At 45.4% G+C, this 15,750-nt stretch carries 10 protein-coding genes; all 10 read left to right on the top strand.

The genetic code is table 11. From position 1 onward, the window contains the following. Window positions 1–174: 174 nt before the first annotated feature. The 10 genes from AC3ITG_RS29350 to AC3ITG_RS29305 all read left to right on the top strand — a co-directional run bounded on the left by AC3ITG_RS29350 (window position 175) and on the right by AC3ITG_RS29305 (window position 15,659). Window positions 175–2,775, top strand: coding sequence for a hypothetical protein (locus AC3ITG_RS29350; RefSeq protein WP_489252123.1), 2,601 nt, complete (start codon window positions 175–177; stop codon window positions 2,773–2,775). 138 nt (window positions 2,776–2,913) lie between these two features. Further along, a complete protein-coding gene (locus AC3ITG_RS29345) occupies window positions 2,914–3,471 on the top strand; it encodes a hypothetical protein (RefSeq protein WP_489252122.1) in 558 nt (185 codons plus the stop codon). Window positions 3,472–3,608: 137 nt separating this feature from the next. Continuing rightward, complete coding sequence (locus tag AC3ITG_RS29340; RefSeq protein WP_053782866.1) at window positions 3,609–3,881, top strand: alpha/beta-type small acid-soluble spore protein; 273 nt, start codon at window positions 3,609–3,611, stop codon at window positions 3,879–3,881. 258 nt (window positions 3,882–4,139) lie between these two features. Continuing rightward, a complete protein-coding gene (gene metK, locus AC3ITG_RS29335) occupies window positions 4,140–5,342 on the top strand; it encodes a methionine adenosyltransferase (protein WP_489252121.1) in 1,203 nt (400 codons plus the stop codon). 206 nt (window positions 5,343–5,548) lie between these two features. Then, the gene (locus tag AC3ITG_RS29330) at window positions 5,549–9,280 is read left to right on the top strand and encodes an Ig-like domain-containing protein (RefSeq protein ID WP_489252120.1); all 3,732 of its coding nucleotides are present in this window, start codon (window positions 5,549–5,551) and stop codon (window positions 9,278–9,280) included. A gap of 286 nt (window positions 9,281–9,566) precedes the next feature. Further along, window positions 9,567–9,968, top strand: a complete 402-nt coding sequence (locus tag AC3ITG_RS29325; RefSeq protein ID WP_489252119.1) for a hypothetical protein — start codon at window positions 9,567–9,569, stop codon at window positions 9,966–9,968. 326 nt (window positions 9,969–10,294) lie between these two features. Next, window positions 10,295–13,018: a stalk domain-containing protein gene (locus tag AC3ITG_RS29320; RefSeq protein WP_489252118.1), complete on the top strand. Its 2,724-nt coding sequence runs from the start codon at window positions 10,295–10,297 to the stop codon at window positions 13,016–13,018. Window positions 13,019–13,065: 47 nt separating this feature from the next. Beyond that, window positions 13,066–14,226 carry a sensor histidine kinase gene (locus AC3ITG_RS29315; RefSeq protein ID WP_024631628.1) on the top strand — a complete coding sequence of 387 codons (1,161 nt, stop codon included), beginning with the start codon at window positions 13,066–13,068 and terminating at the stop codon, window positions 14,224–14,226. 4 nt (window positions 14,227–14,230) lie between these two features. After that, the gene (locus AC3ITG_RS29310) at window positions 14,231–14,953 is read left to right on the top strand and encodes a response regulator transcription factor (protein ID WP_024631627.1); all 723 of its coding nucleotides are present in this window, start codon (window positions 14,231–14,233) and stop codon (window positions 14,951–14,953) included. A gap of 325 nt (window positions 14,954–15,278) precedes the next feature. After that, window positions 15,279–15,659: a hypothetical protein gene (locus AC3ITG_RS29305; protein WP_064641914.1), complete on the top strand. Its 381-nt coding sequence runs from the start codon at window positions 15,279–15,281 to the stop codon at window positions 15,657–15,659. Window positions 15,660–15,750 lie beyond the last annotated feature (91 nt).

Here is a 15,750-nt window from a genome sequence, read left to right as displayed (position 1 = left end):
ATTTTTCCTAAAGGGAGCTAGAGAATTTTCTCTAGCTCCCTTTTTTATATTTAATCCAATAGCTGATATTTAGTCGGCCAAAGTTATACTGAAAACACAACAACATCGTAACTTTCTTACTCTAATAAACGTTTATACTATAAGTGCAACAAGCAACTTATGGGAGGTTTGGAAGTGGATCAAAAGAAAATAGTTGTGAGCTTGCTCGCAAGTGCGTTGTTGATCAGTTCAACGGCTGGCATTACGATGGCAGCGAGCACAACGAATAAAACGTCTGCCACCAGTTCAAATAGTAGTACATCAAAGAAAACAACAACATCAAAGAACAAGGTTGTACATACACTGAGTAATTTGTCCCCTGTAAAATTAACTGCACGTAGCTCCGTTAGATTAACGGATGTGAACATCTTATCTCAGGATGATGGGAACGTTGTTACGTATACTCTGTCATACAAGAACAATGACAGTACCCCAATGATGATGCTGGATTACTGGAGCAAGGTGAAGACCAAGGGTGGAACGCTATTCTCGCCCAAACTGATTGCGAAAGATCAGGAGAAGAAGACAGTCGCAGCAGGATCAACTGTAGATTTGACTTATGTCATGAAAGTTGGCCGAGAAGTGAAGTTGAGTGATCTGAACTTCCTTATCGTAAAATGGGATTTCAGTCAATCTAACTATGAACGTACGCTGGGTAAGTTTAATGTACCCGCATCCTATAGTATTACTACCCCCGTAGGCAAACCGAAGACGGTTCGTCTAAGTGATTCTGCCGTGAAGGTGAAAGTGTCTGGTATTAAAGTGTTCCCAGGTGAAGATAAGAATCAGTATGTCAAAATTGGTGTGAATTTAAACAATATTAGTTACAAATTACTCGAAAATCCGAATATCAAATGGATCTTGCGTACACCGAGTGGTACGAATTATCCGTTGACGCCAGACAAGGATAGTACAAGCGTTAGCATTCAGGCTCAGGCTAATAAGGCACTCAGTCTGATGGCATCTCTCCCCACATCGGTGAAGCTGCAAAAGTCTGAACTATTGCTGGTGGAAGAGCAGGGTGAAGAGAAGACGGTCTTACCTGTTGCTGCGTTGCAGCTGCCTGAGGCAAGCAAAGCAACGAACGTAGAGGTGGCTGCGAATCAACCGAATATCATAACTGTTGAGGGACAACGATTATCTACATTGCTGGAGTCAGCAAAGGTACGTATCGATGACGGTCAATATAATTTGAATATGCAATTTGTGCTTAAGAACGAAGGTAAGAAAGCTGTTAAAGTACCAACATATACATTTGAAGTACGAACTGCTGACGGAACAATTTATCCTATTGAAACCAAAGCATTGGACGCATTAAAGCTAAATCCTGGAGATATTAAAACGATGAAACTCAACGCGACCTTACAAGGTGATGGGGACACAAGCAAAATTAAGCTGTACGCGATGAGTCCTGTGGATAAAAATGAAAACACGGAGTCAACGACTCCGACGAGTACAAGTAGCTTTGTTTTCTCCTATCCTGTAGGCGTATATGCGATTCCGCAATCTGTATCCACTGGAGACGGTTTGACAACAGAGACGGTCATTAAGAATAGTAAAGGAACGTTTGGTGTTTCGTTGGGATCATTACAGCGTTTGCCATGGCTAGATAGTGATATTGTGGCTGCGAAAGTAACGATTCGTAATGCTGGCAGCAAAACGGTGCAGCTCCCAGAGCTCGAAGCAATGTTCACTATTGACTCGGCTCTAATTGATGGAGATAAGAAGTTAATCTATACGCAAAGCGGAAAACTGCTTGGGGCGGGGATGACGACCGAGGCTTATCTGTTGACCAAAATACCTTCTGAACTCCGTATTGGTCGTCTCGAGGTGAGTCTGATTGAGAAAGTCAGTGAAGAAGAAACAAATGAGTGGGTCACTTTAAATACGTCAGGATTAATTCAACCTGTATCCTATGTAGGAACAGGCAAGACATATAACATGGGTGCTGCGGATAAAGAGACTGAAATGGGTGTGCGCAGAACAATTCGTTATCCAGGGACATCTTCGGATATCGTGTATACCGAATTTGAAATGACAAACAAATCGTTGCGTCAAAGTGGGCTTGGCAAACTGGTGGGTTACTTCAAAACATCGGACGGTCAATATTACAAAGCAACAGCAAAACAATCTGAGCGTTCACCTGGGCCAGGCCAGAAATCAATTGTTACATTCTGGGCTAAGGTTCCGAAGTCAGTAACATTCTCGGATATGCGCTTGGTTGTGGGTGAAGGAATTGCAGATAGCAAGTTTGTCATCGGCGAAGGAGAAGCCACTGCATATGTGAATGCTCTGGCATTCGAAGTGCCACCAACTTCAATTAGTGTTCAAGGGATTTTCTCAAATATTGATCTCTATCCGTATCTATTGACTGCTAATAGTGTGCGGGCATACTTGGCAGGCAGCTCTTCTGTGCAGGTAGAGATGAATTATAGCTTGTCTCGCAATGAAGAGATTGAGATGGGTGAGAATGAACATAAATTAATCCTGGCGTTGACCGATCAAGCAGGTAAAACTTATGAGAAAGAGTTGGTTTTGGGAACCGATCTGAAAGCGGGAACGAATCAAACACTCACTTGGAGTGTAGAAGACAGCTTCTTCGAGAAATTGCGTGGAGGCTCGTATCGTTTGGCGGTATATGACCAGTTCCAGGGACAACGTATTCGTCTTGCGGAACAAGGCTATGGATACGATCTGACCAAGCTTCCAAAGGATGAACCTGTAGATTCAAGATAAACGAAGTTTTTGTATGATTAGTGATTTATCCACAAAACCTCGTTTCCACCCTAACGGAAACGAGGTTTTGCTTGTCGCATCTCCACTTTTTCTCTATAGTTAAAGTTAATAGATTTCCAGAGGAGGAAAATAAATCACATGAAACCTTATATGAAAGTATCCCTGGCTGCACTAGCGATTGGTGTTGGCGTGTGGGTTGGTTCTGTATACAGCAATACGGCAATAGGTGCAGGTACAAGCCAACCGGGAACAGCAGATGATCCGGTAGTGACGAAGAGTTATGTTGATCAGCAAATTCAAAAGGCTTTGGGTGGAAGTACGAACACAGGGTCTGGAAATACATCAGGTAGTAACAGCGGCTCTACAGGAACAGGCAGCACTGGTGGAGATACAACGCTTCCTCCATTGGTGTCTGGAGCCTCTGATGCCGTTGAGATTGTGACCGTGAAGCCTGGTCAACAACTGATCGGTGCATCTGGCGCGGAGTTCATCGTACGTAGCGGTAAAGCTGTGATCGTCAGTGAAGGTACGAATGGTGTAGCTGATCTGACGGACGGGGTTGATTTGACGAATGGTCAGACAGCACCGACCAATCACTTGCTCTCTTTTCCAAGAGATGGACGTGGTATAACGGTATTGGATGGTAACAAGTATAGCCTGACTGTCATGGTACGTGGTGGATATACTCTGAAATAGGATGAGCACTTGTCAGACTTTTTATTCATTTCATTTGCTGAGATTACCCAGTTCTAACAAACATTTATACGGCTAGCCAGCCTTGTTCCTGCTCACTCTATAACTGTACACAACCAATAACCGGAGGTGCAGGAATCATGGCTAGAAGCAACCGCAAAGTGGTACCCGAAAGTCGTCAGATGTTGGATCAGATGAAGTATGAAATTGCCGCGGAGTTTGGTCTGAATGTGGGATATGGCGGTAGAGGTCTTGCTGGTGCAGATACCGAATTTGGTTCTGAACTGGGTGAGGTAAGTGATCACTCTTATGGGCAGTATAAAGGCTGGGGCCATCTGACTTCTCGTGAGAATGGATCGGTCGGTGGAGAGATTACAAAAAGGCTGATTCGCCAGGCACAGCAGCACTTATAGGGTGTTTTCCTTATCCCAATCCGTTTGACACGTCTTGACAAATACGTTAAGATGGCAGTTGAGGTACGCAACCTTTTCCGCTAGGGAAAGGTTGATTTTTTTGTTGAGGCCATTACCTGAAAAATCCTTATCTTCGTAACTGCGGACCCTGCGTCCTTATTCCGCCCGGAAAGCTTTCGAGGGTACAGTGAACGAATCAACGTAAATGTTTTGTTCGGGCAATCGCCATACTACTCGTTATGGGAGGTTGAAACTTCAATGTCTATTAAAGGCCGACATCTATTCACATCGGAGTCTGTAACTGAAGGACATCCGGATAAAATTTGCGACCAGATCTCGGACGCCGTATTGGATGCGTTCCTGACTAATGATCCAAATGCTCGCGTAGCGTGCGAAGTTTCCGTAGCTACAGGTCTTGTGCTTGTCATCGGTGAGATCAGCTCAGCGTCTGAATATGTGGACATTCCGTCCATCGTTCGTAATACGATTAAGGAAATCGGGTACACTCGTGCCAAGTTCGGTTTCGACTATAATACTTGTGCAGTCCTAACTTCTCTGAACGAGCAGTCTGCTGACATCGCACAAGGCGTTAACGCAGCTCTAGAGAACCGTGACCCGGAACAAATGGCTCGCGAGACAGAGAACATTGGTGCTGGTGACCAAGGTTTGATGTTTGGTTTTGCAACCAACGAAACACCTGAACTCATGCCTTTGCCAATCGCATTATCCCACCGTATCGCTCGCCGTCTGGCTGAAGTGCGTAAAAACGGCACATTGGAATATCTACGTCCAGATGGTAAAACTCAAGTAACGATTGAATACGACGGTGACAAACCGGTACGTGTTGATACCATCGTCGTGTCTACTCAGCATGCTGAAGAGACCACACTGGAGCAGATCCAAAAAGACATCAAAGAACATGTAATTCTGCCTGTTGTTCCAGCTGAATTGCTGGATGAGCAGACTAAATATTTCATCAACCCAACGGGACGTTTCGTTATTGGTGGACCTCAAGGAGATGCAGGCCTGACTGGACGTAAAATCATCGTAGATACTTACGGCGGTTATGCACGTCACGGCGGTGGCGCGTTCTCCGGTAAAGATCCAACTAAAGTAGACCGTTCCGCGGCTTATGCAGCTCGTTATGTTGCGAAAAACCTCATAGCTGCAGGTCTTGCCGACAAAGTGGAAATCCAGCTCGCTTACGCGATTGGTGTAGCCAACCCGGTATCGATCAACGTGGATACATACGGAACAGGCAAAGTCAGCGAAGAGAAATTGGTTGAACTTGTGCGTAACAACTTTGATCTTCGTCCGGCTGGTATCATCCGTATGCTGGATCTTCGTCGCCCAATTTACAGACAAACGGCTGCTTATGGTCATTTCGGTCGTACAGACCTCGATGTACCTTGGGAACAAGTGGACAAAGCAGACGTTTTGAAAGAGCAAGCAGGTCTGTAAGTTAACGATAAAGTCATCAATAGAAGTCCTTGATTCCGATATGGAATCAGGGGCTTTTTGTATGCAAACATTAAGAACTTTTTTGAAACGTAATAATATTCCTTTTATTTCCTTTTAACTAAATAAAATTGGTAATGTAACCGACATACATAATGAGGTCTGTACATCAGACAGTTGAAATGAAACAGGATGAGGAGGAAGGAACGGTGAGTTTAAAAAGAACGGCTCGCAGGGGCATCATCGGACTGTTAATCGTGCTGATGTCTATTCAAGGTTGGCAAGGTATTCCGTTTATGGACACAAATACGGTGTATGCCGCCGACGAATTTACGGACACATTGATTGAAGCTACAATCCCTGCTGTCGGAGCAACGGAGGTTGATGGTGCAGCACCGCTCGTTATTCGGTTCAAGGAAGCGGTTAAGAAGTCTGAAAACGCTGTGGGAAATGTAGTAATCAGACGTTTTCAGGATAATTCACCAGTGGCTACTATTAGAATGGATAGCCCGGATGTAAAGATTAAGGGAACTCTAGCAGATCCGGATGCACCTGAGAGTGTTGAAGGGGTAGGAAAAGAAGTAAGTATTGCTCATCCACTGTTACGTGGAGGAACATACTATGTACAATTCGATTCAGGTTCCCTGCTAACTGCTAATGGAGGGACTGCGGTCAAAGGTCTGACATCGCAACAATGGAAATTTAGTACAAAGGGAATCGGCACGGCTAAGGTAACCTCCTATTTCCCCAATCTAGGAGCAGTTTCTGTTCCAACTACGTCCAACATACAACTGACTTACAGTGATAGTATTTCAGCGGGTGTAGGCAAAATTCAGCTTCTACAAGGAAGTACAGTTGTTGAAGAACTGGATATAGGTGCAGGTGCACCGCGAATTGTGATAAATGGTAGAACGCTCACCATTGATCCAACGAACAACTTTTCGAATAACACTACATACTCCGTTGTCATACCTGAAGGGGTATTAAGGGACAGCGTTGGTAATGATGTAAAAGGGATTAGTCGAGGAGAATGGAATTTCACTGCGTTTTCTTCTGATCCATCAGCATTAACCGTATCCTCGTTATCTCCGACTAATGGAGCAAGCAATGTTTCTTTAACGAATGAACTTACAGTGACATTCAGCAAAGAGTTGAGCTCAGCTTACATTACTGGAGCGGTTACATTAAAAAATGCAAATGGTGTTGCAATACCCGCAACAGTATTACTCAACAGCACTAACAACCGACAATTACGGATTATTCCGTTAAATGGTCTAACAAACAATACCACCTATACTGTGGATATATTAGGAGGCTTTCTGCGGGATAACGCGGGAAACCTGTTTACAGGATTGAATGGGGCAAACTCATGGACATTCAGGACTTTGGGTTCGGATACCACCGCTCCAGTTTTAAAGACCGCAAAAATGTACAGTAATAGCATCATTCGTTTGACATATGACGAGTTGCTCTCAAGTATTGATCCGTTTGCTTCCAGCTTCACGGTCATGGTTAACGGAGAGAACCGGAATGTGAGTACTTCCTATGTCTCAGGAGATAGTGTCTATGTTGTACTAGACACGGGTGTAGCGGTAGGACAGGTTGTTAGAATTGCGTACGCCCCGGGAACAGGAACTCGTAAAATTCAAGATTTGTCTTTTAACGCTGCAGCAGCATTCTCTGCCAGAGATGTGGAGAATAACCTGGATTCTATCATGTCCAAACCACGTGAAGGTACAGCTTATAATAGTACGATTAGCTTGTATTACCCAGAGACGGTCTATATCAATTCAAGTGATGCTGTAAGACAGTTTAGTGTTATGGCTGACGGCACAACGGTGGGGATTAACAGCATTTCTACCAACAACAGTTCTCTGGTGACACTCAGCCTCAGTCGTTCCATACAAAATGGGGAAGTGGTTAGAGTATCGTATGAACCAGGCTCATGGCCTGTAAAAGACACTCGTGGACAAGCGCTTGCGGGCTTTAGTGGATTCTACGTTCGCAATAGTCTTGATACGAAAGCTCCCGAATTTAAAAACGCAGAAGTAAGCGGATCTACATTATGGATTCGTTACAATGAACCGCTGAGCAGGACGAACAAGCCCCTAAAGAGTCAATACTCCGTATTGGTAGATGGGAAGGCAGTGTTTGTAAATGATACAGAGATTGAGGATGACTTGGTTACCTTGACATTGGCAAGTGCCGTTTCAAGTACGCAAAACGTTAGTTTATCCTACGTGCCTGGAACGTTGAGATTAACCGACTTGAATGGCAACCCGGCTGGTTACATTAATTTGGCGCCAGTGACCTATACCTATGGAAACGGAAAAATTCTTTCGGCTGTCCTTCAAGGAGATACCGTGTCCATTAACTTTAAGGAACCACTTCAAGCTCAGGCTGCTCTTACTGCGTCGCAGTTCAATGTACAGCTCGGCGGTTCTACAGGAAGTGTACTTTCAGCTGCAAGTTCAGGTTCCGTAGTAACTCTGAAGCTCTCAAGTTCAGCTACCTCGGGACAGACAGGAACGGTTAGTTACGTACCGGGAGCCGTACCTTTAAGAGATTCGTTAAATAACACAATTGTAGCTTTCGGGCCACTTAACTTACAGGTTAATGGCAGTTCCACAGGCAGTCAGACAAATGGCCGTCCTTCCTGGCTGACAGAATTAGATGCATCGAGTTATGGTCAGGCTGTTCTTGTCATGAGTAACGATACGGCTACCAATGTGTCAGCAATGACTCGCAACAATCTCTCAACTCGTCAATTTAACGTAGATTCTGCCAAATTGTTACAGGCCTTTGAGTATGCAAGGACGGTTGGAAAAACGGCACAGCCTGTTGTATTTGAGATGAATGCTGATGAATCTTCGGCATATGTCGGCTTCCCACTAAGCGCATTGGCTCAGTTGGCATCGAGCAATCGCACGGGTTCAATTGGAATCAAATATGGTGATCGCCTATGGACACTTCCCCTGTCTGGTTTGGATGTGTCCTCCATGATTCAAGACGTGGGAGGATCAACGAGTGTAGGTTCTTCCTATCTTTACGTGCAGATCGAGACAGTACCAGTATCCGGATCAGGTACATTGGATGGCTTGTTACTAGCTGCAGGCGCACAGAAGTTAGGCAATAATACGAATATATACTTGTCTGCATTTAACGGAAATAACAACCTACGTGTGGAGCAGAACATTAAAAGCCTGCTCGCTATACAATTGCCACTGAAAACACCGACGACAACTTCAGGGTTAACCTATATGGATCCAGGTACATTTATCCTATCTAACGTGCCTAGTTCGTTTAAAACCACTATCAATGGTGTGATTGTCCAAGGACAGTTGAATGGCAATCAAACGGTTGTTCCTGTTACACATATCGTAAACTACCAGGATACATCATCCCATTGGGCTAGTGCAGTCATTAGAGAGCTTTCTGCCAAATGGATTATCGGTACGCCGAACGGTTCTTTCTATGGACCAAATCAGAATATTACACGCGCAGAATTTGCTGAATTAGTAGCTAGAGGATTAGGGCTGCCGGGGAACCAAACAGCTGCAGGCCGTTTCCGTGATGTTTTGGGCGGTGGGACAACGAGTGCTTATATCGGTGCAGCTGCTGAAGCAGGAATCATTACAGGGAATACGGATGGTACCTTCAAGCCAGACCGTCCAATTACCCGTGAACAGATGTCCATTATGATGGTTCGGGCCATTAATTATGGTGGAAAAACGGTCTCACTGCAATCTTCAGCTGGCTCCACATTATCGAAGTTTAAGGATAGTAACAAAATCCAATCGAAGGATTCTGTTGCCAAAGCAGTGCAAGAAGGAATTATCCAAGGTATGACGTCAAAAACGTTTGTCCCTCAAGGTAATGCTACTCGTGCACAAGCAGCGGTGATGTTGAAGCGTGTGTTGGATAAGTTAGGATACTTGTAAAACGAAATGATATTACAATAGTGTCATTCAGGAATAGTCAAGATAACGTGATGTAACATGGTGGAACATTTCAAGGGAGTTCATTTCCTGAAATGTTCCTTTTTTATATTTAAAACCTTGATATTCCTGTAAGGTGTTAACACATTAAAAGGGGAATTGAATTTCAAGAAAGAGGAAAATGTTTACATTATTGTAGTTAGAGTGGTACGCTAGTCAAAAGTGAGAGAATATATATGTCAAATTACACAGTGTTGGCATACGGAACTGATAGGGAGGTAAGGATACGATGAAAATAAAGAAATCTCTGATAGCTATATTAACTATAATGGCTGTTGTAGTAATTATTTCGGGTTCTGTTTATATCGACTCTGCTAATTCTGCACAGAATGAAAATGGAGCGCAAAGAAGTAACACCATCTATCCAGCAAACCAGGCAGGTCAGACGTACGGAGGGAATTCTGGCGATTATGGAAAGGAGCTTGTAGGTCCAGATTTGGTATTGGCTGAAGCCACTAATGGGGCTATCGGTTATGTTCTAGAGGCTGATTTACAAGGGCCAGAATTCAGAACACCTGAAGAAGCGTTGCAATGGCAGAGTCAGCAGAAGATGGATCGAAGCATACCCGTGTACGAGAAAGATGGAACAACAATTATTGGTGAATTTATCATTTCAAAACCGTCACCGTAAATATTAGCTTCAACATTCCTAAATGTAGAAACAACGTTGATTTGGTTACATCAATTGTTTCAACAGCCAGATCTACTCCAAATAGGCTTCGATTGTGCTAACTCAAGCATAACTGAAGTCTTTTTTTTGACTGTAAAAACGTATAACAGAACAATAGAATGTCGCATAACCCAATAAATACCTGAATTCAGGCTCGGGGCGTAACTTTTTCCACAAAAAGTAGTCTATTAATAGAAGAGTATACTAGAGATCTCGCTATCTGCTGCCATGTGGCAGAGATCGTGATATCTAAGATTGATATACAAGATGGGAGAGACGTTTCAAACATGCTGGGGAAACAAAGGAAACGGCTGAACGACGTTAAGGGTAGCAAGGCGAAGAAATGGGCGATTGTGACACTGGCAGGCGTGATCTGGATTGCACCGGTTCTGGGAGCGGGACAACAGGTGTGGTCGGGAAGTTCATGGCAGTCGGTGGCTGCAGCGGCCTCTACAACAACAAGTAAATTGAGCGAAGAAATTCTGACTTCGGGTGCGAAGTTAATGAAATACAATTATACAACGACACGTTCCGGCTCGAAGGTGAACGTACTGGCAGACGTCATTCAAGTGGATTTGCAAAATCCCTATGTGAAACTGGATGTCATGACAGGCAAGGGCGGCAATCTGAATAGTAAACAAAGCACGGGTGGCATGGCTAAGGAAAATGGTGCAGTAGCCGCCGTGAACGGCGATTATTTCAATGTATCAGGGGAACTTGCCCCAATTGGTGGACAGGTCTCGGATGGGGTCCTCGTATCTACTCCATCAGAGCTGTCAGGGATGTATGCTCTCACCGTAACCAAAGACGGCAAGCCGATGATTGATGAATATTCATTCGATGGCACCGTGAAGGCAGATGATGGTTCAACGTTTGCTTTGCGTGGGATAAATAAAGAGGACTACACGGTGGAATCGGGCTCGGTGAAGTACAGTCATGCCAATTCGATGTATATTTATACACCGGCTTGGACGTCAACGAAGCGGCCGAATGATCCTTCCACAACACCAACCGAGGTACTTGTGCAGAACGGTGTGATTACCCAAATTTCGGATAAAAAGGCGTTAGACATGACGGTGCCGGCAGATGGGTACATTTTGCGTGCGCATGGAACGGCAGCGACATGGATTATGACTCACCTGGCGGTAGGGCAGACACTGAATGCGGATTACAAGTTGAAAGCCAAAACGACGGGGGAGACCGTTGATCCAAGCAACCTGCAGATGATGATCGGTGGACATACCATTCTGGTGAATGGTGGCAAGGCGGCTACTTTTTCCCGTGATATTGCTGCTTCCGGTATCGGTGGCATTCGTGCGAGAACAGCAGTCGGTTACTCCCAAGATGGTCGGTATGTCTACATTATTGCAGCGGAGAAAAACAGTAACAGCAGCGGTTTGTCGCTGACCGAACTGCAATCCTTCATGGCCAGCATTGGTGTATGGAAAGGCATGAATCTGGACGGAGGCGGCTCCACAACAATGGTAACTCGTCCGCTTGGCGAGGAGACAGCAGGGCTTACGTTCAACACGGAGTACGGTACAGAGCAGCGTCAGGTCGTAAACACGCTGGGCGTGTTCTCTACGGCTCCGGAAGGTAAGCTGCAGGGCTTTGCCGTGAGTGGCAGCCAAACATTGCTAGTAGGGCAAGAGGGCAAGTATACAGCCAAAGGATATGACACCTACTACAACCCGATTGCTACAGGCGATATCAAGATGACATGGAAATCGAGCAACAACGGTATCGTGAGTGTGAGCAATGGAACGATCAAAGGTGTGAAACCAGGTACAGCGACGTTGACTGCAACAAGTAGTGGTGCTTCATCTTCCATTAAAGTTACCGTGCTGGGCGGCAGTGAACTGGCTTCACTGACAGCAGGGTCTGGCTTGGGATCGCTCCAAGCGGGAACAACGATTTCCATTCCAGTAACGGCGAAGACCAAAGACGGACAAAGTGTAACGGTTCCGGCGGATTCGCTGACTTGGGAGTTTATTGGATTCAAAGGTAAAGTGTCTGCAGACCAATTAACCGTATCCTCCGTGAATTCTGGCACTCAAGTTGGCTATGCGATCGGTCGTTATGACGGCTATAGCACGGTGGTTGTGCTCTCCGCTGCAGCAAGTGAAACGATATGGGAGAATTTCGAGAATGTAAGCTACCCGATCAACTTCACGACCAACGCATCAGGTGTAACTGGATCGGCGTCCGTGACAGCGGGAACAGGTGAAAAAGCTGGCTCCAAGGTGCTGCAGCTGAGCTATGACATGACCGCAGGAATAGGGAAAATGTATGCTTATGCCCAATTGAATGGTTCCACTGGCAAAGAGGTATCTGCAACAGCGACATCCATGTCAATGGATGTTATGGGAGATAAGAGCCTCAACTGGTTGCGTGCCGAATTTACGGATGCCAGTGGCAAAACGGTATATGCCGATCTCGCTAAGGCGATTGATTGGGATGGTTGGAAAAAGCTGAACGTGGACCTGAATGGGCTGAATATTTCTTATCCGGCGAAGCTGAAACGGGTTTATGTGGTGAATGTGGAAGAAGGTCAGGATGAGCGTGCGAAGACAGGCACGGTTGCTTTTGACAACATTGCTTTCACCATGCCATCCAAATCCAGTGAAGTGGGCTTGCCTACAGGAACTGCTTCGTTGGTGCTTGGACAGAAATCCATGACAGTAAACGGAACGAAAAAGGCAATCGATTCTGCGCCAGTACTGAAAAATGGTACAACATATGTTCCAATCAAGCATGTATTGGATGCTTTTGGCGGACAGGCGAGCTGGGATAGCAAAAACCAACGAGTTACCGTCGTGCGCGGCGGAAAGCTGATTGATCTGGTTGTAGGCCAGAAAGAATTCATTATCAATGGCAAAAGACAAAGTGCAACAGTAGCACCTTACGTATCTGGTGGTAGGACTTTAGTCCCTCTCAGACTCGTTTCAGAGCAGCTTGGACTGACTGTAAAATGGGAACAGAACACGAAGACCGTTACCATCTCATCGTGATATGGTATGATATATACCGGAAACGATAGAAATGGAGTCGAACAAACGTGGATTTACAAGCCGATGCCATAGACCGCGTCATAAAAAACGCCATACAAGTCATGGAAAACAGTAAATATCAAATGTTTGAGATTATGGACTCGACTCGGAATGAGCTAAAAACGCTGAACGAGGAATTGAAGTCAGTTCTGAAGGAGACGGCGGAAACGATCGAGAAAGTAGATCAATTGGAGCTGAACTACCGCCGCTCCCGGATCCGGCTAACTGAAGTTAGCCGCGACTTCGTCCGTTATTCCGAGCATGATATCAAGCAGGCGTATGAGAAAGCGACGCAGTTACAGCTGGATCTGATGATTTACCGTGAGAAGGAAATGTATCTGAAAGCCCGTCGGGATGATCTGCAGAAGCGTGCCAAGAATGTGGAAGCTTCCGTGGAGCGCGCCGAGACGATCGGTTCCCAGATGGGGGTTGTACTGGAGTATCTGTCGGGTGAGCTGGGTCAAGTGACCCGCATCATTGAATCCGCCAAAAATCGACAAATGATTGGTTTGAAAATAATTTTGGCCCAGGAAGAAGAGCGGAAACGTATTGCCCGTGAGATCCATGACGGACCTGCACAGATGCTCGCAAATCTAGTGCTTAGGACGGAAATTGTAGAAAGAATGCTCATAAAGCAGGATTTTAAGATGGTCCAGGCCGAAATAGTAGATTTGAAAGGCCAGGTTCGTTCGAGTCTTGGAGAAATGAGAAAAGTTATTTTCAATTTGCGTCCTATGGCACTGGATGACCTGGGATTGATTCCAACGCTTCGGAAGTACGTGCAGGATTTTGAAGAAAAAACAAAAATCCGCTCGCTTTTTGAAACGAGAGGCAAGGAACACCGTTTATCTTCGGCAATGGAGGCTGCGATCTACCGCCTCGTGCAGGAAGGTCTGTCCAATGCTGCAAAGCATGCTTATCCCACTTATGTTGTAGTGGAAATTACATACCAGGCTCAGCTCGTTAAGATTGTCGTGCAGGACAATGGGCTTGGGTTCAAACCGGAGCTTCTTGCGAAGAAGAGCAAGGATCATACCCACTTCGGTCTGATTGGGATGAGAGAGCGGGTTGAACTGTTAGAAGGAAGAATAGAGATCGAATCCGCGGAAAATCAAGGAACCAAAATAGTGATTCATATCCCGACAAACGTGGATAAGGGAAAGGAGTAGCAGGATGGAAAACCGTGATACTGGTAAGGCATCAATTAAAGTTCTTTTGGCTGATGATCATCAGCTGTTCCGTGAAGGTCTGAAACGCATTTTAAATATGGAGGACGACATTGAGGTCATCGGCGAATGCGGCGATGGGATTCAGGTGCTCGAATTCTGTAATCAGGATAAACCGGACATCGTATTGATGGATATCAACATGCCCGTGGAAAACGGGGTTGAAGCGACGGAGAAATTGCGTGAGCTGTTCCCGGATGTCAAAGTCATTATCTTGTCTATTCATGATGATGAGAGTTATGTGTTCGAAACACTCCGTAAAGGTGCTAATGGCTACCTGCTGAAAGACATGGAGGCCGAGTCCCTGATCAATGCGATTCGTTCCGTTCATGAAGGGCATGCATTCATCCACCCTAAAGTAACTGGCAAACTGATCATGCAGTTGCGTCGGATGACGTACCTCAATGAGACAGGGGCAATGAGCGAGGGAGCTTCGAAGGAAGCAGGCGTTAAGTTTGTCGCTGGCGACAATAATCCGCTTACTCGTCGTGAGGCTGAAGTTTTGCGTCTGATGGCTGAAGGTAAGAGCAATAAAATGATTGGTGAGTTCCTGTTCATCAGTGAGAAAACAGTAAAAAACCATGTCAGCAGTATTCTGCAGAAGATGGAAGTGGACGATCGTACACAAGCGGTTATCAACTCGATCAAATATGGTTGGGTTACCCTTTAATATACGATTGTATTTAGATGCAGTTTGATTATAGCAATTATAGGATTCTGTTTACTCGCGCCCATTCCAGAATGTTGGACTGGTTAGCGGGTTAATGGACTTTATTACTGCAAATGAGCAAAGTGTGAAGTTAGGAGAACTTACGTTCAAGCTTCGGCATGAATGAGTGAACGACCTGGCCTGTCTTCTTCGTCCTGTGTCGATCAGAATGGAATATGCGCTTTAGGATTTGCAAGTGTAACCCTTCGGGGAATGCAGCATATACTGCTGTATACAGGGATGTTCGCCATGGGTGAGCATGACCTTCCGAGGAGGTGCAGTTGCCATGGTTGCTCATCTGACTATGATTCTGCTCATATACTTCCTGGCGGCAATGGCCGTTCATGCCATGCACCAGCGCCATCTTTCCCGTCCGGACCCCGAGGGCTACGAGCAGATTATGCTCATTCCTTCCAATCAGGAGCAGCGGATTGAAGGCATTGTAAGAGCGCTTTGCCGGGAATTATTTTACCGTGGAAAGAGCTTCACATTGACGGTTGTCGCTGATCGTACGGAAGCCGAAACGGTTCGTATTATTGAGAAGCTTATGCATAGGCAAGGAATGGAGTTATCTTACTTGTCTGCTGTCCCTTCGGATATGGAACAGTGGAATCAGACTGGGAGTCATTCTTTTCGCCTTATCGATTTGCGTGAGCCAAAGCAGTAGATGCTTTTTTTTGCAACAGTTGGGTCCATTAATCGTGCAAGCTGCTGAGACAGACTGGCTAAAGCGTGTCAACAGTCAGAATGCACTTTCA

It is taken from the genome of Paenibacillus sp. GL_099_B, from assembly GCF_057835695.1.
This window is presented reverse-complemented; position numbering and strand designations above follow the sequence as displayed.

Coding starts and splice junctions, on each gene's coding strand:
- AC3ITG_RS29310 (WP_024631627.1), top strand. CDS start 14,231: ATGGAAAACCGTGATACTGGTAAGGCATCAATTAAAGTTCTTTTGGCT.
- AC3ITG_RS29345 (WP_489252122.1), top strand. CDS start 2,914: ATGAAACCTTATATGAAAGTATCCCTGGCTGCACTAGCGATTGGTGTT.
- AC3ITG_RS29340 (WP_053782866.1), top strand. CDS start 3,609: ATGGCTAGAAGCAACCGCAAAGTGGTACCCGAAAGTCGTCAGATGTTG.
- AC3ITG_RS29325 (WP_489252119.1), top strand. CDS start 9,567: ATGAAAATAAAGAAATCTCTGATAGCTATATTAACTATAATGGCTGTT.
- AC3ITG_RS29305 (WP_064641914.1), top strand. CDS start 15,279: ATGGTTGCTCATCTGACTATGATTCTGCTCATATACTTCCTGGCGGCA.
- AC3ITG_RS29320 (WP_489252118.1), top strand. CDS start 10,295: ATGCTGGGGAAACAAAGGAAACGGCTGAACGACGTTAAGGGTAGCAAG.
- metK (WP_489252121.1), top strand. CDS start 4,140: ATGTCTATTAAAGGCCGACATCTATTCACATCGGAGTCTGTAACTGAA.